Raw genomic sequence first — 23,021 nt, forward strand, 5'->3', positions numbered from 1 at the left:
CCGTCCATCAAAGCGCAGCAGGAGGCCTCGGTGTCGATCCGCGGACGAGACGTACGGCACCATCGCGGCGCGGATCGGCGGCGGCCACCATGGTCTCGTCGCCACCGACGCCCGGAGAGGGACGTCGGAGCGTCGCCGCGACACCGCCGTAGTACATCGACAGCTCGGTCTCGGTCTTGACCACCTCGTCCGGCCGCCCAGCGCGGTGCAGGTGGACGCGCGGGTGGTCGATCGCCTGCTGCAGGCCCATCCCGCCGTTGACGAAGCCCGCGAGGGCCTGCACGATCGCCGTGGTGATGCGATCGGCTCCCGGCGACCCGATCGCCAGCGCGGACCCGTCGACGTGGTGGCCGACGGTGGGCGCCATGTTCGACAACAGCCTCGTGCCGGGCGCGAGGCCGTGCAGGCCGCGAGGGTTGAGCTCGGGCTCGCCCAGACAGTTGTTGAGCCAGATGCCGGTGCCGCGGGCGATCATGCCCGAGCTGTAGCCCGACGACACCGTGACCGAACAGGCCCCGCCGTCGCTGTCGGTCGCCGACACGTGCGCTGTCGACCCCGACTCGAGGACGGCCAGGTGATCGCGGTCGACCAGGGCGAGGAAGGCCCCGGCGTCGTGGGCCAGGTCGTCGCTGACGTCGAGCACGTCGAGCCGGTGACCGAGCACGGCGCGCTGCACCCGCACCAGGTGCTCGACGTCGGCCGCGTCCCAGTCGCCCTGAGGACGACCGTCGAGCAGGCGCAGCATCGCGGCGACGCAGACACCGCCGACCGAGGGCGGCGGGTTGGTGCCGAACGTCCAGTCGCCGACACGGCTGATCAGCGACGGTCGGACGACCGGACGGTAGTCGGCCAGGTCGGCGGCGCCGAGGATGCCGCCCCGGCGGATCACGTCGTCGCTGATGAGTCGCGCGAGCTCGCCGGTGTGCAGGGCGGACGCACCGTCGGCGGCGATGAGCTCGAGCGAGGCCGCGAGGTCGGGCAGCACGATCGAGCCCCGCTCCATCGCGCCGGCGTCGTCGTGCACGGCCGCCCGGCTCTGCTCGTCCCACCCGAAGATGTCGTCGTGGACGTAGTCGAGGTAGTAGCGCGACGCCGAGCTGAGCCGGAACCCGCGGCGGGCGACGTCGATCGCCGGCGCCACGAGCTCGCGCCACGGGACGCTGCCCCAGCGCCGGTGCGCCTCCTCGAACGCCGCGATCGAGCCGTGCGCCGCGACCGAGCCGGCACCGATCGTCACCGTCACCCCGCCGCCGTAGTCGGTGTCGACGTCCCAGGTGCCGCCGCCGAGCGATCGGCCGCGACCGGGCATGTCCATCCAGCCGTCGACGGTCTGGGGCGGGCCGCCGTCGGACGGCTGCACCGTCACGAAGCCGCCCGAGCTGATCGACACGAGCCCGACCTCGTTGACCATCGTCACGAGGGCTGCGGCCAGCGCCGCGTCGACGGCGTTGCCGCCGCCCCGCGCGACCTGCTCGCCCGCGTCGGCGGAGGCTTCGTTGGGGGCGGCGATGGAGACGTCGGGCACCCGCGAAGGCTATCTGGCCGGGGCCGCGGCGCACCTCGGATGTTTGGCGAAGGCCGTCGGGGGAATGTACGGAAATGATCTATGACGACGCGCTGACACGCTTCACCGCCGTTCTCGCGTCCGTGAAGGCCCTCGACACCCTGCAGCAGCGCCTGTGCGAGGCGAGCAGGGTCATGCTCGCCGCCGACGGCGTGGTGATCACCAGCGAGACCGTGCCGGACGGCCGCACCACGGTGGGCTGGACACAGCTGCTGTCCCGCCGGCTCGAGTCGCTGCAGGACGTGACGGGCGAGGGGCCGCTGATCGACTCGCTCGAGACCGGTCAGGTCGTGGTCGGCGACTTCTCCGACCCCGCCGACCAGCGATGGCCCGCCCTGCGACCCGAGCTGGCAGCGCTCGGATTCGCGGGCACGCTCGTCGCGATCCCCCTGCGGTCGGAGCTGGCGCTGCGCGGCGTCCTGCTGGCGCACCGCGAGGGGGGACTGCGTGACACCGATGACGTCGACGCTCGCTTCCTCGGCACGGCGATCGGCACCGCGGTGCTCCAGAACCCCGCGATCGGGGCTCAGAGCCACGTGTTCGCCGAGGTGCTGACCGACCGCGACGTCGTCCACCAGGCCACCGACGTCCTCGGCCTGCAGGCCGACGTGCGCTACGAGGACGCCCTCGCGCTGCTGCGCGCCCTGGCGTTCTCCCGCGGCGAGGAGCTCGGCGCCGTCGCACGCGACGTCGTCGACGGTCGTCTCGGTCTCGGCTTCAGCCAGGGTGGCTCGGACCGCGCCGACTGATCGCTCAGCCCCCGAGCGCCTTGTCGAGGTTGGTCGCCGCGCTGATGAGCGCCAGGTGGGTGAAGGCCTGCGGGAAGTTGCCGAGCTGGTCGCCGGTGGCCCCGACCTCCTCGGCATAGAGCCCCAGGTGGTTGGCGTACGTGAACATCTTCTCGAGCGCCAGTCGTGCGTCCTCGAGCCGCCCGGCGCGCGTCAGGGCCTCGACGTACCAGAACGAGCACAGCGAGAACGTGCCCTCCTCGCCCTCGAGCCCGTCGGGGCTGACGGACGGGTCGTAGCGGAACACCAGGCTGTCGACGACCAGCCGGTCCTCGACCGCGTCGAGCGTCGACAAGAACTTGGGATCGGCCGACGACAGGAACTTGACCATCGGCATCAGCAGCACGCCGGCGTCGAGGGCGTCGCCGTCCTCGGTCTGCGTGAACGCCTTCAGCTCGCTGTTCCACGACCGGCTCATGATGCGCTCATAGATCTCGTCACGCACCGCGGCCCAGGCCGAGATGTCGCCGGGCAGACCGCGCTGGCGAGCCATGCGGATCGTCCGCTCGACCGCGACCCAGCACATCAGCCGGGACGTCGTGTGGGCCTGCGACCCGGCGCGGGTCTCCCACATGCCGGCGTCCTCGCGGTCCCAGTTCTCGCAGACCCAGTCGACGACGCGGGTGACGTCGGCCCACGCGTCGCTGCTGATGCCGTCGCCGTACTTGTTGAACAGGTAGACCGAGTCGATCAGCTCGCCGTAGATGTCCAGCTGCAGCTGGTCGACCGCGGCGTTGCCGACGCGCACCGGCCCGGAGTCGCGGTAGCCCGTCAGGTGGTCGAGGGTGATCTCCTCCTGCGGCTGGTTGCCGTCGATGTCGTACAGGACGCGCAGCGGGCCGAGGCCGTGGTCCTTGTCCTCGCCCAGGCGCTCGGAGAGCCACACCATGAACGACTTGGCCTCCTCGGTGAACCCGAGCCGCAGCAGCGCGTAGAGGCTGAAGGCGGCGTCGCGCATCCACACGTACCGGTAGTCCCAGTTGCGGTCGCCGCCGATCAGCTCGGGCAGGCTCGTGGTGGGTGCCGCCACGATCGCGCCGGACGGCTCGTGCGTCAACAGCTTCAGCGTGATGGCCGAGCGGTTGACGGTCTCGCGCCACCGCCCGCGGTACGTCGACTGCGACAACCAGGTGCGCCAGTACGCGAGCGTCGCCTCGAACAGCGAGGCGGTGTCGTCGAGATCGGCGTCGTCCAAGGGGTCGTCGTCGTCGAGCACCTCCAGGACGAACAGGGCGGTGTCGCCCTCGCGGAGCTCGACATCGGCCGTCACGCACCCGCCGTCGACCGTCAGGTCGGACGTCGCGCTGAGCCCGAGGCGGACACCGTCGCCGGTCAGGACGACACCGTGCTCGAGCGTCTCGGCCTCGCACGTCGCGCGGCCGTAGTCGGGACGTGCGTCGAGACGCATGTGGACCGCCGTCGACCCGCGGACGGCCATGACGCGGCGCACCACGCGCTGGCGGTGATCGGGGTCGCCGGCCTGCAGCACCGGCATGAAGTCGTGCACCTCGACGACTCCGGTGCCGGTCAGGAACCGGGTCGCCAGCACCGCCGACTCCGGGAAGTAGAACTGCTGGGTGCGCACCGTGCCGTCCACGGGTGAGATCTTCCAGGACCCCCCGTTCTCGCGGTCGAGGATCGAGGCGAAGATGCTCGGCGAGTCGAAGCGCGGCGCGCAGAACCAGTCGATCGTGCCGTCGGTGCCGACGAGTGCGGCGGTGCGCAGGTCGCCGATCAGGCCGTGGTCGGCGATCCCGGGCCAGTCGGCGGTGTGGCCATCAGGCATCCGGCAGCCGCCAGCCGCGCTCGCCGGGCAGCGCGAGCGCGTCGTCGGGGCCCCACGAGCCCTGGGCGTACGGCTGCGTCGTCGGCGGCGCGTCGAGCACCGGCTGGCAGATCTGCCACAGCCGGTCGACCTCGTCGGAGCGTGTGAACAGCGTCTGGTCGCCGCGCATGACGTCGAGCAGCAGACGTTCGTAGGCCTCGAGGGGCGTGTCGTCGGGATCGTCCTGCGACAGGTCGAGGTGCAGCGACGAGTCCATCAGCTCCATCGTCGGACCGGGACGCTTGGCATGCAGGTCCACCGTGACCTTCGGCGAGTCGGTCAGCTCGAGCACGAGCTCGTTGGGGCCGTACGCGCTGTCGCCGAAGCGGCCCATCGGGGGCGTCCGGAACGTCAGCGTGATGGTGCGACGGGTCGCGCCGAGGGCCTTGCCGGTGCGGAGGTAGAACGGGACGCCCTGCCAGCGCTCGGTGTCGACGTAGGCCTCGAGCGCCACGAACGTCTCGACCTCGGAGTCGGCGTCGACGTCCTCCTCGTCGCGGTAGCCCTCGTACTGGCCGAACACGACCCGATCGGGGTCGAGCGGACGCATGGCCGCGAAGACCTTCGACTTCTCGTTGCGCAGCGCGAGGGCGTCGAGGTGCACCGGCGGCTCCATCGCGACGAAGCCCAGCACCTGGCTGAGGTGGGTGGAGATCATGTCGCGGAAGCAGCCGGTCGACTCGTAGAAGCTGCCACGACCCTCGACGGTCAGCTCCTCGGGCACGTCGATCTGCACCGAGCAGATGTGGTCGCGGTTCCACGCGGGCTCGATCAGGCCGTTGGCGAACCGCAGGGCCAGGATGTTCTGCACCGCCTCCTTGCCGAGGAAGTGGTCGATGCGGAAGACCTGGTCCTCGGTGACGACGTCCTTGAGCGTCGCGTCGAGCTCGCGCGCGGTCTCGAGATCGGTGCCGAACGGCTTCTCGATGACGATGCGGGCGTCGTCGGCCAGGCCCTCGCGTCCGAGCATCCCGATCATCGGCTCCATCGCCGAGGGCGGGACCGACAGGTAGATGAGCTTCTTGGCGTCGTCGCCGAGGCCCTTCAAGGCCTCGTCGACCGCCGTCGCGAGGTCCTTGCCGTCGTCGGCGTCGGACGTCTGGAACGTCAGCCGGCCCAGCACGTCGTCGGCGACGCCGTCGTCGAGGTCGTCGACGAACTCCTCAAGCGCCTCGCGGATCTTCTGCCGGAACTCGTCGTCCGAGCCCGGCGAGTGACGGCCCGACCCGATGATCGCGAAGTCGTCGGGCAGCCGCGACGCAGCGGCGAGCCGGTAGATGCCCGGGAAGAGCTTGCGCTTGGCGAGGTCGCCGGTCGCGCCGAACAGGACGAACACGTGCGGTGAGGGCGTCTTGCCCGCCGACGTGTCGGGATCGGACTCGGATGTCTTGGTGTCAGTGGCCACGCTGCCAGCGTAGGCACCTGCGCCTGAGCCGCAACGGGAGATTGTCGAGCCGCGTCGGGGGTACCCCGCGCGCATGAGTCATGACTACGACTACCTGATCATCGGCGGTGGGATGGTGGCCGACGCCGCCGCCAAGGGCATTCGCGAGAAGGACGCCGACGGCACCATCGGCATCATCGGCGAGGAGTCGACCGCCCCCTTCCCACGACCGGCGCTGTCGAAGAAGCTGTGGACCGACCCCGACTTCACCGAGGACGACGCCGCGCTCGGCACCGCTGACGAGACCGGGGCCACCCTGCACCTCGGGGCCCGCGCCGACACGATCGACCGCGAGGCCAAGACCATCACGACCAGCACCGGCCAGTCGTACGGCTACGGGCGGCTGCTGATCGCCACGGGCGGTCACCCGCGGCAGATCGCGGGGCTGGCCCCCAGTGCCCGGGTCATCTACTACCGCACGCTCGAGCACTACCACCGCCTGCGCGCGGCGACGGCCGACCATCCCCACGTCGCGGTGGTCGGTGGCGGCTACATCGGCACCGAGATCGCGGCAGCCCTGGTGCAGAACGGCAGCAGCGTGACCCTCGTCCACCCCGACGACGTGCTCGGGTCGCGCACCTTCCCCGATGTCGTCGCCCGCGAGGTCGACACGATGTTCACCGACGCCGGCGTGACGGTCCACGGCGGTGCCAAGGTCGAGGGCGGCTCGACGACGCCCGCGGGCGTGCGGCTCGACCTGAGCGACGGCACGACCGTCCTGGCCGACCTGGCCGTCATCGGGCTGGGCATCGAGCCTGCCGGCGTGCTGGCCCGGCGCTCCGGGCTCGACACCTCGTCGGACGGCGGCATCGTCGTCGACGAGCACCTCACGACCGCCGACCCCGACGTGCTCGCCGCGGGCGACGTCGCCGAGTACCCCGACCACATCCTCGGACGCCGCCGGGTCGAGCACGTCGACAATGCCAACGAGATGGGTGCTGCCGCGGGTCGCATCCTGGCCGGGTCGGACGAGGTCTACGACCACACGCCGATGTTCTACTCCGACCTGTTCGACGCCTGGTACGAGGCGGTCGGCACGCTCGACGCGAGCCTGCGCACCGAGGTCGTCGACAAGCCCGACGGCGGCAAGGTCGTCTACTACGTCGGCGACGACGAGGTCGTCGGCGTGCTGCTGTGGAAGGTCGGCGACGGCGTCGAGCCCGCCAAGAAGGTGCTGGCAGCGCACACGATCCCCGACTCCTTCGACGACCTGATCTGAGCGCGAGGCTCAGTCGAGCCCCCGCACCAGGTCGGCGACCACGTCGGCGACCTGGTGCGGCGCCTCCAGCGCCGTGAGGTGTCCGGTCGACCCGAGCACGACCAGACGGGTCGGACGCTCGCCGCGGACGGCCAGCATCTCCTCGCCCCGCCGAGGCGGCGTCGCCTCGTCCTCGGCACCGAACAGCAGCACGACGGGGCGGTCGAGGTCGCGCAGCACGGATGTCGTGTCGGCCCTCGACGCGATCGCCCGCGCCATCCACGCGACGCCGTCCGGGTCGGCCGCGGAGATCGTCCGCCGCAACCGCTCGACGAGCTCGGGCCGCTCGCGGTGCGCCGTCTCGCCGAGCCCCTCGTCGGCGCTGTCGGCGACCGCGGCGGTCGAGTGTGACGACTCGACCTCGTCGGCGACCTGCCGACGCTCGCGGGGGACGTCGGGCTCGATGCGCTGCGCCGTCGTGCTGCCGAGCACGAGGGCCGACACCCGCTCGGGTGACCGCGCCACCAGCTGCAGCGCCGCGTAGCCGCCGGTCGAGATGCCCAGCACCACGGCCTGTTCGACCTGCAGCTCGTCGAGCACGCCGAGCACCGCCAGCGCGACGGCGTCCATCGACGGCTCCTGCCGCGGCACCGGGCTGCGGCCCAGGCCCGGCAGGTCGATCGTCACGACCCGGGCCGCGCCGGTCAGCAGCGGCACGAGGTCGTCGAACATCCCCGAGTCGAGCGGGAACGCGTGCAGCAGCACCACGACGTGACCGTCCCCGCCGTGGTCGACGTGGTGGAGGACGGGGACGGTCACGGCGGTGTCAGATCGTCGCGACGGAGCCGGAGTCGACGCGGTAGTTCGACCCGTTGACGAAGCTGGCCAGGTCGGAGCACAGGAAGGCCACGACCGCGGCGACCTCCTCGGGCTCGCCGCGGCGGCCGAGCTCCATGTACGGACGCTCCTCGTCGAGGAAGCTCTCGATGGCCTGGTCGGTGTCGGTGCCGAGCTCCTTGGCCCGCTTCTCCATCATCGCGTCGGTCATCGGGGTGCTGATGAACGCCGGCGAGACGCAGTTCACGAGCAGGCCCTCCTTCGCGTACGTCCGCGAGAGACCCTTCGCGAACGCCAGGATGCCGGCCTTCGCCGCGCAGTACGGCAGCTCGTCGTCGTAGGGCTGCACGGCGTCCTCCGACGCCAGGTACACCGCACGACCCCAGCCACCGGAGCGCAGGGCGGGCAGGAAGGCGCGGGTCAGGCGGATGGGCGCGAGCAGGTCGGTCGTCAGCGTGTCGACCCAGCCGGCGTCGTCGATCTCGTGGAACAGGCCTTGGGCGCCCGTGACGCCGGCCGACTGCACGAGGATGTCGATGTCGCCGACGGCCTCGGTGACGGCGTCGCGCAGTGTGAAGATCGACTCGACCGAGTCGAGGTCGGCGGCGATGGCGTGCAGACGCGTCTTGGGGGCGTCGAGCTTGGCGGCGGCCTCGTCGAGGGAGTCCTGGTCACGATCGGACAGGACGACCGTCGCCCCCTCCTCGAGAAGCAGCCGGGCGGTGTGCCAGCCGATGCCGGAGTCGCCGCCGGTGACGAGTGCGATACGTCCTGTGATGCCGAGATCCACGATGTGCCTTTCGATGGGGGACCCCGTGTGGGTACCCCTCAGCGCTCGGGCGACACCTGTCGTCCTTCAGCGAGATCAGTCGCTGTCGGGCTCGTTGTCGAGCGAGATCCAGTCGGACGACTTCTGCTTGCTCGTGCGACCGCCCTTGTCGACGAGCAGGGTGCCGTCGTAGGCCTGCACCGAATAGGTGGTCGAGCCGTCCTTGGCCACGAAGGCGTCGAGCTGGGACTCGTAGGTGCCCTTGAGGTCGACGACCGGGCCGCCGCCCTTGGGCTGCGTCACGAGGCGGAAGTCGGCGCCCGAGCTGTCACGGCCGCAGATCGACGTCTTGGCGCCCGTCGTGGTCGTCTTGTAGAGGATGACGGGGTACGAGCCGCCGCACGCCAGGCTGAGGCCCGACTTCTCCTGCTCGGGCTGCGTGACGGGCGCGATGCCGCAGTCGGGCAGCAGCGAGTCCTGCTCGGTGCCGTCCTCGTTGTAGATCGTGTCGGGACCCTCGCACGAGGCGGTCGACGTCGGCGTCGGCGTGGGACTCGGCGTCGGGGACGACGTCGTCTGCTCGGGCGTCGGCGTGGGAGTCGTCGGCGCGGCGGACGTGGTCTGCGTCGCGGCCGCCCGGGGCTCGGCGTCGTCGCCGCCCAGGCGGAGGACCGCCACGGCGATCACGCCGGCCACGACCAGGACGGTCATGGCGATGGCGACGTACTTGCTCCGCGGGAATGCGGACTGGCTCACGGTGATGCCTTCCGATCGACTGCATTCGAGCCTAACAACCGGCCCCGGGGCGGCTTAGCATGGAGGCCCGTCGACGAAGGAGGACGATCGTGCCGGTGCTCGGGGTGGGTGGGATCTTCTTCAGGTCGAGCGACCCGGACGCGCTCAGCGCCTGGTACCGCGAGCACCTGGGCGTCGGCGCGGGTTGTGCAGCGCCCGGCACCGACGAGGCCGACGAGTGGTCGTGGCAGGTGCAGGGCGGCCCGATCGTGTTCGCCCCGTTCGCCGCCGACACCGACTACTGGCACGAGAGCAAGCAGGTCATGCTCAACCTGCGGGTCAGCGAGCTCGACGAGCTGCTGGCGTCACTGCGTGCCGCCGGCGTCGACGTCGTCACCAAGGACGAGTGGGACTCCCCCGAGACGGGCCGCTTCGCGCGCGTCCACGACCCCGAGGGCAACGCGATCGAGCTGTGGGAGGCGCCGGCGGGGTGAGGGGTTCGTCGTTGCGAGATCAGCGGTGAGTCCCGCCTGTGGTCCAGCCATCGATAGTGAGTCGATTCACCGCGATTGTCTGTCCCGATCACACCGGAAGCACGACTCGATTCGGACCTCCACAGGCTGCTATCGCGGCAAAAAGGGCTGTCAGTAGTGGCCTCTAGGTTGGATGTATGGCCACCTCGACTGCTGATCCGATCGACGTCTTGACTGACGTCGCTCGTGAGCAGGCTCGGGCTGAGGCGCGTGCGGTGACCGCGATGCTGGAGTTCCGTGACCGCGAGCTCGAGCGCATCGAGATGCAGGTCGATTCTCCGATGAAGCGGTTCAACGAACGTAGCGCGATCGCGTTGGCGATCGGTGAGGCGATGGGCTTCAGCGAGGGGCAGGTGCAGTACAGGTTGTCGTTCGCTGACACCGTCCGCGACCATTCACCCACCACATGGGCCGCTTTCAGCGAAGGCCGCATCGACCTAGGCCGCGTGCGGGAGATCGGGCACACCATCAGCCAGCTCAAGCGGGCCGAGTCGGTGCACCGTCTCGATCGCCGGGTCGTCGAGTACGCCGAGACACACACCGTGGCTGAGCTGCGTGGGTGGTTGAAGCGGTTCGTGCGGCGGGTCGAGGCCGACCTGGCTGTCGAGCGGGCCGACGACGAGCAGGCCAAGCGGCACGTGAGCTTTCAGCATGGCGACGACTCGATGGGATTCCTCGGGGCATACCTGTCGTCGCACGAGCTAGCTGCGATCGAAAACCGGATCCGCAGAGCAGCCCGTTGTCCCGTCGATCCTGATGATCAGCGCACGGTCGCTCAGCGCGAGGCCGACCTGCTGGTGGCGTGGTGCCTTTCGACAAGCTCAAGGGGCGATGACCTTTCGACAGGCTCAAGGGGCGAGGGCGTGATCGATGCGAACATCGCTGTGACCGTCGATGCGGACGTGCTCGCTGGCGCGAACCCGGGCTTCGCCGAGTCCACCGACGGACGGTGGGGCGTCCCGGCCAACTGGATCGCCGATGTCGTCGGGTCCGGCAGCACCTTCTGGCACCGCATCGTCGTCGACCCGGTCAGCGACGACGTCCTCGCCCACGAATACGTAGGCCGATTCGCCCCCGACGTCCTCAGCATCGCACTCAGATTCCTGTACGGGACCTGCCAAGGGCCCGGCTGCATGGTCCCGGTCGAACGGTGCGACATCGATCATCGACAACCGTGGCCCGAAGGCCCGACCCGCGGTGACAACCTCGGGCCCCTTTGTCGAAGACACCACACCTACAAGGGCCACGGCATCCTGCACTGGACCACCAGACCCCAGCCGGCACGACCGGCTGCATGACCAACGCGACACCGTCACCCGCGCGGTGTCGTCAGGTTGCCCTTTCGACAAGCTCAAGGGGCGGGTGGGGGCTCAAGGGGCGAGGGCCCGGCTCACTCCCACTCGATGGTTCCCGGGGGCTTGCTGGTGATATCGAGGACGACGCGGTTGACCTCGTCGACCTCGTTGGTGATGCGGGTCGAGATGCGCTCGAGCACGTCGTACGGCAGCCGGCTCCAGTCGGCCGTCATGGCGTCCTCGCTGGAGACGGGACGCAGCACGATGGGGTGGCCGTAGGTGCGACCGTCGCCCTGCACGCCCACCGAGCGGACGTCGGCCAGCAGCACGACCGGGAACTGCCAGATCTCGCCGTCGAGGCCCGCGGCGGTGGTTTCCTCGCGGACGATCGCATCGGCCTCGCGCAGGATCGTCAGTCGCTCCTCGTCGACCGCGCCGACGATGCGGATCGCCAGGCCGGGGCCCGGGAACGGGTGGCGTCCGACGATGGCCTCGGGGATGCCCAGCTGGCGTCCGACGTCGCGCACCTCGTCCTTGAACAGCGTGCGCAGGGGCTCGATCAGGCTGAACTCGAGGTCCTCGGGCAGCCCGCCCACGTTGTGGTGGCTCTTGATGTTGGACGCGCCCGCTCCCCCGCCCGACTCGACGACGTCGGGGTACAGCGTCCCCTGCACGAGGAACTTGACGGGCGGGCCCGGGGTGGCCAGCACCTCGCGCTCGGCGGCCTCGAAGACGCGGATGAACTCGCGCCCGATGATCTTGCGCTTCTCCTCGGGGTCGGACACGCCGGCGAGGAAGCCCAGGAACTGCTCGCGCGCGTCGACGACCTTGAGGTCGACGCCGGTGGCCTCGACGTAGTCCTTCTCGACCTGCTCGGCCTCGCCCTGACGCAGGAGGCCGTGGTCGACGAACACGGCCGTCAGCTGGTCGCCAATGGCGCGCTGCACGAGGGCCGTCGAGACCGCGGAGTCGACACCACCCGAGAGCGCCGAGATGACGCGGGCGTCACCGACCTGCTGGCGGATCAGCTCGACCTGCTCGTCGACGATGTTGCTGCTGGTCCACGTCTGGCGGCAGCCCGCGATGTCGACGAGGAAGGTCTCGAGCACCCGCTGGCCGTGCTCGCTGTGCAGCACCTCGGGGTGCCACTGCACGCCGGCGAGGCGGCGGTCGGTGTGCTCGAAGGCGGCGACCGTGGCCCGGGGCGAGCGGGCGTTGACGACGAACCCCTCGGGCGCGGCGACGACCTCGTCGCCGTGCGACATCCACGACGTGAGCGAGGTGGGCAGGTCGGCCAGCAGGGTGCCCGGCTCGAGCACGCTGACCGAGGTGCGACCGTACTCGCGCTGACCGGTGTGCGCGACGGTTCCGCCGAGGGCCTGGGCCATCGCCATGAAGCCGTAGCAGATGCCGAACACGGGGGTCTGCGCGTCGAACAGCGCGGCGTCGAGCTGCGGTGCACCGGTCTCGTAGACCGACGACGGCCCCCCGGACAGGATGATCGCGGTCGGGTTCTTGGCGAGCATCTCGTCGACCGGCATCGTGTGCGGGACGATCTCGGAGTACACCCGCGCCTCCCTCACCCGACGGGCGATGAGCTGGGCGTACTGCGCCCCGAAGTCGACGACGAGGACAAGGTCATGATCGGGGGTCACGGGTGCCACCCTATCGGCCCGCCGCCGCGTGGAAAAAATCCCTCGGACAACCTCGTAACCCCGGTGCCGGAGCCTCGTTCTACAGGGTGGATCTGGCAACACTCCCTCCCGTCAGATCACGTGCTGCTCCTCGTGGCACAACAAGGACCCGGCCCGTGGCTCCCTCCCGGCCGGGTCCTTGTGCGTTGCGCTCGCTCGGCCTGTGGTGGGTCAGCTGACGCCGACGATGGGCAGGCGCAGGGCCGCCGGCGCGTCGTCGGGGACGACGGGGTTCTTCGGGGCGACCGGCTCCATGCGGCGGTACGGCTCGTCCATCGACGGACGCAGGTCGGCCTCGCCCTTGTTGGGCCAGTACGACATGGCCCGCTCGGTCTGGGCCGTGATGGTCAGGGACGGGTTGACGCCGAGGTTGGCGGTGATGGTCGATCCGTCGGCGACGTGCAGGCCGGGGTGGCCGTACAGCCGCTGGTACGGGTCGACGACGCCGGTCTCGGGCGAGTCGCCGATGGCGCAGCCCCCCATGAAGTGCGCCGTGAGGGGGACGTTGAAGGGCTCGCCGATCGTGCCGCCGGGGGTGCCGCCCATCTCCTCGGCCATCATCTGCACGGCGCGGTGACCGGGCTCGATGAAGGACGGGTTGGGAGCTCCGTGGCCCTGGCGCGAGGTCAGCCGGCGCCGCCCCGTGATGCCGCGCTTGGTGTAGGTCGTGATCGAGTTGTCGTGCGTCTGCATGACCAGCGCGATGATCGTGCGCTCCGACCAGTGCCGCAGGTCGTAGAGCTTGAACAGGTTGCGCTTCTGCCTCCACATCTCCGTGAGCCACACGCGCCAGCGAGGCGTGTCGGTGCTGCCGTCGGTCAGGACCGTCTGCATCAGCGACATCGCGTTGGAGCGCTTGCCGTAGCGGGTCGGCTCGATGTGCGTGTACTCGTCGGGGTGGAACGACGACGTGATCGCGACGCCCTCGCTGTAGTCGACGTCCTTGCCGTCGGCGATCGAGCCGAGCAGGGCCTCGGAGTTGGTGCGGGTCAGCAGGCCGAGGCGCGGCGAGACGTTCGGCAGGCTGCCGCGGTCGCGCATGCGGTGCAGCAGCTTCTGGGTGCCCATCGTGCTCGCCGAGAAGATGACCTGCTCGGCGGTGATGGTGCGGTGGGGGCGGAAGCGCTTGTTCGTGCGGCGGGTCTCGATCTCGTAGCCGCCACCCTCCCGCGGACGCACGGCCGTGACGGTCGTGAGGGCGTGGACCTCGGCGCCGGCGGACTCGGCCAGGTGCAGGTAGTTCTTGACGAGGGTGTTCTTGGCGTTGTGCCGGCACCCCGTCATGCACTCGCCGCAGTTGAGGCAGGCGTTGCGGTCGGGCCCGGCGCCACCGAAGAACGGATCGGCGACCTTCTCTCCGGGCTGGCCGAAGTAGACCCCGACCGGCGTCTGGTGGAACGTGCCACCCACGCCCATCCGCTCGGCGACCTTCTTGACGACCTCGTCGGCCGGCGACACGTACGGGTACACCGTCACGCCCAGCATCCGCTTGGCCTGGTCGTAGTAGGGCGCGAGCTCGGAGCGCCAGTCGGTGATGTGGCCCCAGGCGGGATCCTGGTAGAACGGGTCGAGCGGCTCGTACAGCGTGTTGGCGTACACCAGCGAACCGCCGCCGACACCGGCCCCCGACAAGATGAGGACGTCCTTCAGCTTGTCGATCCGCTGGATGCCGTAGCACCCGAGCTGCGGCATCCACAAGAACTTGCGCAGCCGCCACGAGCTCTTCGCGAAGTCAGCGTCCTCGAACCGCTTGCCGGCCTCGAGCACCGCGACCTTGTAGCCCTTCTCGGTCAGCCGGAGGGCCGACACGCTCCCGCCGAAGCCGGAGCCGATGATCAGGACGTCGTAGTCGAAGGTCGTGTCACGGGCACTCATACTCCGAGTATGACACTGGCGATGTCACATCGCTACTGGTGAGTAACGAGAGACACACGCGCCGCCTGGTCAGGCGAAGAGGCCCTCGCCCCAGTAGCCCTTCGGGCCGACCCCGGGCGGGCACGCGAACAGACCCGAGCTGACGTGCACGATGTACTCGTTGAGCAGATCGTTCTGCAGCCCCGCCAGCGAGCCCTGGATCTGCACGAACTGCTTCGCGGGATCGCGCTGGTACGCGATGAAGAACAGCCCGGCCGACAGCTGCCCCAGGCCGTTGGAGCCGTCGACGAAGTTGTAGCCGCGACGCAGCAGCTTGGCCCCGTTGTTGACGTCGGGGTGCGCGAGCCGCAGGTGCGACTTGGGGTCGATCCTGGGCTGCCCGGCGTCGTCCTTGGCCTCGAAGTCGATCGTCGCGAACTCGTCGCCGCCCGACAGCGGGCCACCCGACCCCTTGGCACGACCGATGATGGCCTCCTGGCCGTTGAGCGGCTCACGGTCCCACGTCTCGATGCGCATGTCGATCTTGCGCGAGACGAGGTACGAGCCACCCGTCATCCAGGCCGGCCCGTCGCCGTCCTGCACCCAGACGAAGTCCTCGACGTCCTTCTCGGACTCGGCCTTGATGTTGGCCGTTCCGTCCTTGAAGCCGAACAGGTTGCGAGGCGTGACCTGGGCGGTGGACGTGGACGACGTGCGGCCGAAGCCCATCTGCGAGTAGCGGACCGAGGCCCGGCCGAAGGCGATGCGTGCCAGGTTGCGGATCGCGTGCACCGCGACCTGGGGGTCGTTGGCGCAGGCCTGGATCGCGATGTCGCCGTTGCTGATCGCCGGGTCGAGGCGGTCGCCGGAGAATCCGGGCAGCTCGATGAGCCGCTCGGGCAGCTGACCGTCGAGGCCGAACCGCGCGGCGCCCTTGGCATCGACGAACAGACTGCGACCGAAACCGATCGTGATGGTCAGCCCGGACGGCGGCAGGCCCTGCGCCTCACCGGTGTCCTCGGGCGGCGAGTACGGGGCACCGGCCACGGCGCCGAAGTCGCCGATGTCGTTGCCCTGCGCCATCTGCCGGGCGGCCGTGGTCCAGTCCTTGAGCAGCGAGATCAGGTCGTCGCGCTCGGCGGCGGTCATGTCGAAGGCGGCGAAGTGCAGGCGGTCCTGGGCCGGCGTCATGATGCCGGCCTGGTGCCGTCCGTCGAACCCGACCGGCAGCGCGTCCTTGTCGGGCACGACCGGGACGGGCTTGTCGCCGACCGCGTAGCCGGCCCCCACGCCGATCGCACCGGCCGCGATCGCCCCGACACCGGCCGCTCCCAGCAGGCGCCGGCGGGAGACTCCTGACGGCTGCACGTCGTCGGGGGTCACGTCGTCGGGGGTCACCGCAGGCCTGCCGTCAGGCCGACTTCGCGACGACGGCCGCGACCTTGCTGATGGGCTCGCTGAGCGCGGCGACCGCGTCGGAGAGCTGCTTGACCTGCTGGTCGGTCAGCTTGTCGTAGAACGTCCAGTCGCCCGTGCTCTTGTCCTGGTACTGGTTGAGCTCGGTGTCGACGGCGGCGAACTTGGCGTCGAGGTCCTTGACGAGCGCGGGGTCCTGCTTGACCAGGACGGGACGCAGGGCCGAGATGGCCGCCTGCGAGCCCTCGATGTTGGCCTTGAAGTCCCACAGGTCGGTGTGGCTGAACTCGTCCTCCTCGCCGGTGATCTTGCCGGTCGCGACCTCGTCCAGCAGACCCTTGGAGCCCTGGGCGAGCTCGAGCGCGGTCAGCGGGGCATCCTGGCCGAGGGCCACGATCTTCTTGACGTTGGCGAGCAGCTGGTCGGCGTAGGGGTCCATGCCGTCGGTGTTGTTCTCGACCCACAGCTGCTTCTCGATGCGGTGCCAGCCGGTGAAGTCGACGCCCTCGGCGACGGCGTCGGGCTCGCGCCCGTCGGTGATCGGGTCGAGGTCGCCGAACTTCTCGGCGACCGGCTCGATGCGCTCCCAGTAGGTGCGGGCGATCGGGAAGAGCTTCTTGGCCTCGTCGACGTTGCCGGCCTTGACGGCGTCGACGAACTCGGTGGTCTTGACGATGAGCGTGTCGGACTGCGACTTGACGTAGCGCTCGTAGCTGGTGGCGGCGGCCTTGAGCTCGTCGGAGTCCGACAGCGGCGTAGCGGCCTCACCCGTGACGTTCAGCGTCTGACGGATGCCGTCGCCGATCATGCCGGGCTTGCAGGCACCCTCGTACGTGCCCTTGGGCAGGTCGACGATCAGGTTGCGGGTCAGGCCGGGCCCGACGTTCTCGACCTCGCCCATGATGCGGTCGCCGTCGGCGTAGACGTAGAACTCGGTGACCTTCGAGCCGGCGTTGGTGACCTTGAACGTCGAGGGACCGGCCTTGAGCTTCGTGGCCGACACGCTGCACTGCGAGTCGGTGGCCTTGACCGTGAGGTCGCCCGACGAGGTCTTGGTCTCGGACGGGTCGGACGCGCAGGCGGCCAGGCTGACGGTGGCGAGTGCGCCGATGCTGATCGAGGCGAGAAGCTTGTTCATGGTGATCCTTTGCGTCGAGGCCGGCCGCACATGAGGCTAGCCTCACCATGCTAAGGCACGCCTGACATGCCGAACAGCGACCAGTCGTGTGACGTGCACCGGCGCTACGGCCGGCGGCCTCGGGCACCCCGGCCCGACAAGGATCAGGCGCCGGCGAAGACCTTCTCGAAGCACAGGGAGTACGTGACCGCCTCGTACGGCGCGAACACCGGGATCGGGGTGTAGCCGCGCCGGCCGTAGAACGTCAGCGCCGCGTGCTGGCGGTCGCCGGTGTGGATCACGATGCGCGGCGCCTCCTCCTCGTCGCGCACGACCTGCTCGACGGCGACGAGGAGATCATCGGCGACGCCGCTGCCCCGCGCGTCCTCGCGGACGTACAGGCGCTTCATCTCCAGCTCGCCGGCCATGTCGCCGTCGAGCCGGCGCAGGCACGCGTGCCCGATCGGCCGGTCGCCGTCGTAGGCCACGAAGGTCGCGACGACCGACGACGGGGCGATGCCCTCGGAGCCGCCCCGGTGGACGGCCGCCGGGTCGTCGGCGTACAGCTGGTTGCCGAGCCTGACGTGCTCGTCGCGCAGCTCGACGGCGTCCGGGTGCTCGAACGGCACCCGGTCGAGTCGGTACGGGCTCGACCGACGACGCTCAGCCGACAACGACTTCGACCCGCTGGAACTCCTTGAGGTCGGTGTAGCCGGTCGTGGCCATCGCGCGACGCAGCGCCCCGATCAGGTTCATCGTGCCGTCGGGCACCGACGACGGGCCGAACAGCACCGACTCGAGGTCGCCGACCGTGCCGATGTCGACACGCCCGCCCCGCGGCAGGTCGGGGTGCCACGCCTCGGCGCCCCAGTGGAAGCCTCGACCCGGCGCCTCGACGGCGCGGGCGAAGGGCGAGCCGATCATGACGGCGTCGGCGCCGCAGGCGATGGCCTTGGCGATGTCGCCGCTGCGGCCGATCGACCCGTCGGCGATGACGTGGACGTACCGACCGCCCGACTCGTCGAGGTAGTCGCGGCGCGCGGCCGCGACGTCGGCGACGGCCGAGGCCATCGGCACCGCGATGCCCAGCACCGAGCGGGTCGTGTGGGCCGCCCCACCGCCGAAGCCGACCAGCACGCCGGCCGCTCCGGTGCGCATCAGGTGCAGCGCCGCCTGGTAGGTGGCGCAGCCTCCGACGATGACCGGGACGTCGAGCTCGTAGATGAACTCCTTGAGGTTGAGCGGCTCGGTCTGGCCCGAGACGTGCTCGGCCGAGACCGTCGTGCCACGGATCACGAACAGGTCGACGCCCGCGTCGACGACGGCGTCGGCGAACTGCTTGGTGCGCTGCGGCGACAGGGCACCGGCGACCGTCACCCCCGCCTCGCGCACCTGGCGCAGGCGTGCGGTGATGAGCTCGGCCTTGATGGGCTCGGCGTAGATCTCCTGCAGGCGCTTGGTCGCCAACGGGCCCTCGATGCCGGCGACCTCGTCGAGCAGGCTCTCGGGGTTCTCGTAGCGCGTCCACAGACCTTCGAGGTCGAGCACGCCGAGACCGCCGTGCCGTCCGAGGGCGATCGCCGTGTCGGGGCTCATGACCGAGTCCATCGGCGCGGCCAGCACCGGCAGGTCGAAGCGGTAGGCGTCGATCTGCCAGGCCGTCGACACCTCCTCGGGGTCACGGGTGCGCCGGCTGGGGACGATCGCGATGTCGTCGAAGGAGTACGCTCGGCGGCCGCGCTTGGCCGTGCCGATCTCGATGTCTGCCATGCCGTACAGCCTAGTGCGAGGCCCGGACGGCCTGTGACCTACTGCACCCCCCGCTGGATGTCGTCGAGCGACAGGTCGGTGAGCATGCCCGACGGATCGGTCGAGCGCAGCACCAGCACAGGCTGGACGTCGTCGCTCTCGCGGGCCAGGGCGTACGGCGTGTCGGCCAGGGCGAAGCGCAGCGCGCGCGACAGCGAGCTGACGCGCGCGTCCGACGGGCTGAGCCGGGGTGCTGCGGCCTTGAGCGCCATCGCCAGCATCGGCAGAGGGCCGCCCTGGCTGGCGAGCTGGTCGCTGAAGCTGCGCACGGTGGCGTCGGCGAGCACCTTCTCGACGATCTGCTTGTACTCGCCCGGCGACGAGGCCGGTGCGTCGTGGACGACCTCGATCTCCTTGGCCAGGTCGTGCCACGAGGTCGTGGACTTCTTGGTCTGCTCGTGACGCTGGGGAGCCTTCTTCGACTCGCCCTTCCTGTCGTCGGTCCTGTCGGTCTTCTTGTCGTGGACCTTCTTGTCGGGCTCGCCCCGGCGGTCGGGCCGACCCTGCTCACCCTGCTTCTCCCCCTTGCGGTCGGCGCGCGGCTCCACCGGCGCGACGCGGGCGGGCTGGCGCGGCAGCACGGCGGCCGACGAGGGATCGCCGGAGAAGATCGGCTGCAGCGCGGCGGCCGGCGGCACGGGCTTGACCTTCAGCGGCACGTACTGGTCGACCTCCCGCTCGAGCACGTTGTTGACGGGGTGATCGGCCAGCGTCGCGCCGATCACGTACTTGTCGAGCTCGTGGAGGCGACGCACCAGCGGGACGAAGTCGCCGTCGGCCGACACCAGGATGAAGACCTCGAGCTGGTCGAGGTCGCCGGCGGCCCGCAGGCAGTCGACCACCAGCACGATGTCGGCGGCGTTCTTCTCGGCCTTGCTGACCGAGAAGACCTGCACCGTCTCGACACCGGCCCGCTCGACGTCGCGCCGGTAGTCCTCCAGACCCAGCGCGCCCCAGTCGGCGTAGGCCCGGGCCAGCGCGATGCTGCCCGCCCCGGCCTCACGCGCCGCGGCGGTCTCGAGCTGCTCGAGGATCTGCTCCATCGAGATGTCGGGGATCTCGAGCTTGCCGTAGCCCTTGAACAGGTTCTCGGCGTCGATGAACACGGCCACGTTGCGGTTGGTCACCGGAGCAACGGTAGTCGCGGTGGAGGTGTCCCGTCACCTCGCCACGTCGAGTCAGCGGCTCGAGTAGTTCGGGGCCTCGGCGGTCATCTGGATGTCGTGGGGGTGGCTCTCCTTGAGCGACGCCGACGTGATGCGGACGAAGCGACCGTTGGCCTGCAGCTCGGGGATCGTGCGCGCGCCGACGTAGAACATCGACTGCTGGAGGCCGCCGACGAGCTGGTGCGCGACCGCCGACAGCGGGCCGCGGTAGGCGACCTGCCCCTCGACGCCCTCGGGGACGATCTTGTCGTCGCTGGTGACCTCGGCCTGGAAGTAGCGGTCCTTGGAGTACGACTTCTTGCCGCGGCTGCTCATCGCGCCCAGCGAGCCCATCCCCCGGTAGGCCTTGAACTGCTTGCCGTTGACGAAGATGACCTCTCCGGGCGACTCCTCGACACCGGCGAGCATCGAGCCGATCATGACGGTCTCGGCGCCGGCCACCAGGGCCTTGGCGATGTCGCCGGACTGCTGCAGGCCGCCGTCGGCGATGACGGGGACGCCCGCGGGCGCGCACGCCAGAGACGCCTCGTAGACCGCGGTGATCTGCGGGACGCCGCACCCGGTGACGACGCGCGTGGTGCAGATCGAGCCCGGGCCGAAGCCGACCTTGACGGCGTCGGCACCCGCGTCGACGAAGGCCTGCGCACCGGCGCGGGTGGCGACGTTGCCGCCGATGACCTGGACGTGGCGGGTGGCCGGGTCGGTCTTGAGCTTCTGCACGATCTCGAGCAGCATCCGCACGTGCCCGTGGGCGGTGTCGGCGACCAGCACGTCGACGCCGGCCTCGATCAGCGTCGTGGCACGCTGCCACGCATCGCCGAAGTAGCCGATCGCCGCGCCCACCATGAGGCGTCCGTCGGCGTCGTACGAGGCATCGGGGAACTGCTCGCCCTTGACGAAGTCCTTGACCGTGATGAGACCGGCCAGGCGCCCGTCGCCGTCGACCAGCGGGAGCCGCTCGCGCTTGTGCTTGCGCAGCAGCAGCGTGGCGTCCTCGCGGGAGATGCCGACGTCGCCGGTGATGAGCGGCATGGGCGTCATCATCTCGTCGACCTTCGTCGTGGCCCACTCCGCGAGCGGCGTGAACCGCAGGTCGCGGTTGGTGATGATGCCGAGCAGGCGGTTGTCGGTGTCGACGACCGGCAGGCCCGAGACGCGGTACTCGCCGCAGATGCGGTCGAGGTCCTCGAGCGTCGCGTCGGGACCGATCGTGACGGGGTTGGAGATGATGCCGGTCTGGGTGCGCTTGACGAGGTCGACCTGGTAGGCCTGGTCCTCGAGCGACAGGTTGCGGTGCAGCACCCCGAGGCCGCCCTGGCGGGCCATGGCGATGGCCATGCGCGACTCGGTGACGGTGTCCATGGCCGCGCTGACCAGCGGCACCTTCAGCGAGATCTCGCGCGTCAGGCGCGACGTCATGTCGATCTCGCTGGGATTCAGGTCGGAGTATCCCGGCAGCAGGAGCACGTCGTCGTAGGTCAATCCGAGAGGCGCGAACTTGTCGGGGATACCGGTCTGATCCATGCGATCATGGTATCGCTCCCGCCAACGTCGACCGACGCCGCTCGGCTTCGTCGACCCCCGATCGAATTCGTCCTGCCGACCACAGGTCGCGGGAGTACGCTGCGACCATGGATCGCAAGCCAGGGCGCCCCCGAGCCCTCACCGTCGACGTCATCGCCGCTGCGGCGCTCGAAGACGGCATCGCCACGTTCAGCATGCCCTCCGTGGCCCGACGCCTCGGCGTCGCCCACTCCGGCCTGTACCGCTACGTCACCGATCGTGACGACCTCCTCGTCCAGACGCTCGACCGAGCCTTCCTCGGTACCACGTGGCCGTCCGGCGACCTGCCGTGGGCCGACCTGCTGCGCGAGATCGGCAACGCGGTCTGGCGTGCGTGCGACGCACACCCCGGTCTCGACCGCGCCTCGCAGATGGCCCACCGGTCGTCGCCGGCACTGCTGACGATGATGGACGCCTGGGTGACGTCGCTGCGCGATCAGGACTTCGAGGCGGTCGACGCCGCCGTCGCCGTCGAGTTCGTCATCTCGCTGGCTCTCGACTGCTCGGCGCAGATGGCCCGGTTGGCGCGCGTCGACCGCAGCGAGCTGCAGCGCGAGGACATGCCGGTGCTCAAGGAGTACGACAACGACGAGGTGTGGAGCGGCCGAGGTATGTACGACCGCAAGCTCGACGTCGTGATCGCCGGCCTCACGGCGCGTCGCCTCGAGCCGACCTCGTAGCTCGTAGCTACAGGCCTGATCTGCCGGTCGCCCAGTAGGGCTGGGTGCTGATGCGTCGCCGGTCGAGCGCGCACGACTCGCGCAGGAACGCGCGCTGACGCTGGATCGACTGACCGTGCCCGGCCAGGTAGACCGCCGGGCGCGGCAGCGCACCGATCTCGTGCGCGTGGCCCGTCAGCCACGCGTCGAGTGCGGAACCCGGCTCGTGACCGGCCGCGATCACCGTCGCGTCCGGGACGAGGTGCCGGGTCGCAACGACGTCGGCGGCGTCGACCTCCAGGACGGTGAGCGCCCGCCGACCCTCGAGCGCGACGCGGCCGGCGAAGGCCATCGCGAGGCTGATCACCGTGGCGTCGCCGAGCAGCACCACCGGGTCGGTCGTGTCGTGCCAGCGGAAGCCCCGGGTCGACGACCACTGGCACACCTTGACGTCGTCGCCGACCGACCAGCCGGCGATGAGCTCCTCGCCGAGCCCCTCGCCGTGACGGTGCACGATGATCGTCAGCTCGCGGCGCCCCTGGTCGAGCACGGCCGGCGTGTAGTGCCGGAAGTCGGTGCGCGACACCCGGAACGCCGTGACGTCGCACGGATCGGTCGTCGCGGACGCGAACGCGGGGCTCGAGAGCACGAGCCGGGTGAGGTTGGCCCCCAGCGACTCGTGCTCCACGACCACCGTCGGGATGGACTGCGCGTCCACCCGGTCGGCGATGAGCCTCAGCGTGCGTCCCATCGGG

At 70.2% G+C, this 23,021-nt stretch carries 20 protein-coding genes; 5 read left to right on the forward strand and 15 right to left on the reverse strand.

Annotated elements, in window-relative coordinates; all coding sequences use genetic code 11:
- Positions 1-7: 7 nt before the first annotated feature.
- On the reverse strand, positions 8-1,525 hold the full coding sequence (locus DX116_RS01350) for a gamma-glutamyltransferase (protein ID WP_119702446.1): 1,518 nt from the start codon (positions 1,523-1,525) through the stop codon (positions 8-10).
- Between the two features lie 74 nt (positions 1,526-1,599).
- Here DX116_RS01350 and DX116_RS01355 point away from each other — a divergent pair, with 74 nt between their 5' ends.
- On the forward strand, positions 1,600-2,313 hold the full coding sequence (locus DX116_RS01355) for a GAF domain-containing protein (protein ID WP_119702447.1): 714 nt from the start codon (positions 1,600-1,602) through the stop codon (positions 2,311-2,313).
- Positions 2,314-2,317: 4 nt separating this feature from the next.
- On the opposite strand, the gene DX116_RS01360 is transcribed toward DX116_RS01355, so the two are convergent.
- Together DX116_RS01360 and zwf are read right to left on the reverse strand one after the other, a co-directional pair.
- Positions 2,318-4,138 (reverse strand): glycoside hydrolase family 15 protein, encoded by a 1,821-nt coding sequence (locus tag DX116_RS01360; protein WP_119702448.1) that lies wholly within the window; start codon positions 4,136-4,138, stop codon positions 2,318-2,320.
- Positions 4,131-5,582 (reverse strand): glucose-6-phosphate dehydrogenase, encoded by a 1,452-nt coding sequence (zwf, locus tag DX116_RS01365; RefSeq protein ID WP_233556530.1) that lies wholly within the window; start codon positions 5,580-5,582, stop codon positions 4,131-4,133. Before zwf ends, DX116_RS01360 begins: the two co-directional genes overlap by 8 nt.
- Before the next feature lie 73 nt (positions 5,583-5,655).
- Here zwf and DX116_RS01370 point away from each other — a divergent pair, with 73 nt between their 5' ends.
- A complete protein-coding gene (locus DX116_RS01370; RefSeq protein ID WP_119702450.1) occupies positions 5,656-6,840 on the forward strand; it encodes an NAD(P)/FAD-dependent oxidoreductase in 1,185 nt (394 codons plus the stop codon).
- A gap of 9 nt (positions 6,841-6,849) precedes the next feature.
- On the opposite strand, the gene DX116_RS01375 is transcribed toward DX116_RS01370, so the two are convergent.
- From DX116_RS01375 to DX116_RS01385, 3 genes are all read right to left on the reverse strand, one after another.
- On the reverse strand, positions 6,850-7,638 hold the full coding sequence (locus DX116_RS01375) for an alpha/beta fold hydrolase (RefSeq protein ID WP_119702451.1): 789 nt from the start codon (positions 7,636-7,638) through the stop codon (positions 6,850-6,852).
- A 7-nt stretch (positions 7,639-7,645) separates the two neighbouring features.
- Complete coding sequence (locus tag DX116_RS01380; protein WP_119702452.1) at positions 7,646-8,446, reverse strand: SDR family NAD(P)-dependent oxidoreductase; 801 nt, start codon at positions 8,444-8,446, stop codon at positions 7,646-7,648.
- Positions 8,447-8,521: 75 nt separating this feature from the next.
- Positions 8,522-9,181, reverse strand: coding sequence for a hypothetical protein (locus DX116_RS01385; RefSeq protein ID WP_119702453.1), 660 nt, complete (start codon positions 9,179-9,181; stop codon positions 8,522-8,524).
- 89 nt (positions 9,182-9,270) lie between these two features.
- Here DX116_RS01385 and DX116_RS01390 point away from each other — a divergent pair, with 89 nt between their 5' ends.
- Together DX116_RS01390 and DX116_RS01395 are read left to right on the forward strand one after the other, a co-directional pair.
- Positions 9,271-9,654: a VOC family protein gene (locus DX116_RS01390; RefSeq protein ID WP_199715884.1), complete on the forward strand. Its 384-nt coding sequence runs from the start codon at positions 9,271-9,273 to the stop codon at positions 9,652-9,654.
- 176 nt (positions 9,655-9,830) lie between these two features.
- Positions 9,831-10,991: an HNH endonuclease signature motif containing protein gene (locus DX116_RS01395; protein WP_119702454.1), complete on the forward strand. Its 1,161-nt coding sequence runs from the start codon at positions 9,831-9,833 to the stop codon at positions 10,989-10,991.
- Positions 10,992-11,083: 92 nt separating this feature from the next.
- On the opposite strand, the gene guaA is transcribed toward DX116_RS01395, so the two are convergent.
- The 8 genes from guaA to guaB all read right to left on the reverse strand — a co-directional run bounded on the left by guaA (position 11,084) and on the right by guaB (position 21,568).
- Positions 11,084-12,643 carry a glutamine-hydrolyzing GMP synthase gene (gene guaA, locus DX116_RS01400; RefSeq protein WP_119704055.1) on the reverse strand — a complete coding sequence of 520 codons (1,560 nt, stop codon included), beginning with the start codon at positions 12,641-12,643 and terminating at the stop codon, positions 11,084-11,086.
- A 210-nt stretch (positions 12,644-12,853) separates the two neighbouring features.
- Positions 12,854-14,557, reverse strand: a complete 1,704-nt coding sequence (locus DX116_RS01405) for a GMC oxidoreductase (RefSeq protein ID WP_119702455.1) — start codon at positions 14,555-14,557, stop codon at positions 12,854-12,856.
- A gap of 69 nt (positions 14,558-14,626) precedes the next feature.
- Complete coding sequence (gene efeB, locus DX116_RS01410; RefSeq protein WP_233556531.1) at positions 14,627-15,934, reverse strand: iron uptake transporter deferrochelatase/peroxidase subunit; 1,308 nt, start codon at positions 15,932-15,934, stop codon at positions 14,627-14,629.
- A 13-nt stretch (positions 15,935-15,947) separates the two neighbouring features.
- Positions 15,948-17,090, reverse strand: coding sequence for an iron uptake system protein EfeO (efeO, locus tag DX116_RS01415; RefSeq protein ID WP_119702456.1), 1,143 nt, complete (start codon positions 17,088-17,090; stop codon positions 15,948-15,950).
- 143 nt (positions 17,091-17,233) lie between these two features.
- Positions 17,234-17,698: a GNAT family N-acetyltransferase gene (locus tag DX116_RS01420; protein WP_158591864.1), complete on the reverse strand. Its 465-nt coding sequence runs from the start codon at positions 17,696-17,698 to the stop codon at positions 17,234-17,236.
- 34 nt (positions 17,699-17,732) lie between these two features.
- Positions 17,733-18,839, reverse strand: coding sequence for a GuaB3 family IMP dehydrogenase-related protein (locus tag DX116_RS01425; RefSeq protein WP_119702458.1), 1,107 nt, complete (start codon positions 18,837-18,839; stop codon positions 17,733-17,735).
- A 38-nt stretch (positions 18,840-18,877) separates the two neighbouring features.
- Complete coding sequence (locus tag DX116_RS01430; protein ID WP_119702459.1) at positions 18,878-20,005, reverse strand: NYN domain-containing protein; 1,128 nt, start codon at positions 20,003-20,005, stop codon at positions 18,878-18,880.
- Between the two features lie 51 nt (positions 20,006-20,056).
- Complete coding sequence (guaB, locus tag DX116_RS01435; protein WP_119702460.1) at positions 20,057-21,568, reverse strand: IMP dehydrogenase; 1,512 nt, start codon at positions 21,566-21,568, stop codon at positions 20,057-20,059.
- 107 nt (positions 21,569-21,675) lie between these two features.
- On the opposite strand from guaB, the gene DX116_RS01440 reads away from it, so the two are divergent.
- Positions 21,676-22,287, forward strand: a complete 612-nt coding sequence (locus tag DX116_RS01440) for a TetR/AcrR family transcriptional regulator (RefSeq protein WP_119702461.1) — start codon at positions 21,676-21,678, stop codon at positions 22,285-22,287.
- 7 nt (positions 22,288-22,294) lie between these two features.
- Here the strand turns inward: DX116_RS01440 and DX116_RS01445 are convergent, their stop codons facing one another.
- The gene (locus DX116_RS01445; RefSeq protein WP_119702462.1) at positions 22,295-23,017 is read right to left on the reverse strand and encodes a siderophore-interacting protein; all 723 of its coding nucleotides are present in this window, start codon (positions 23,015-23,017) and stop codon (positions 22,295-22,297) included.
- Positions 23,018-23,021 lie beyond the last annotated feature (4 nt).

The sequence above is a fragment of the Aeromicrobium endophyticum genome (assembly GCF_003586285.1).
Lineage (GTDB): Bacteria > Actinomycetota > Actinomycetes > Propionibacteriales > Nocardioidaceae > Aeromicrobium > Aeromicrobium endophyticum.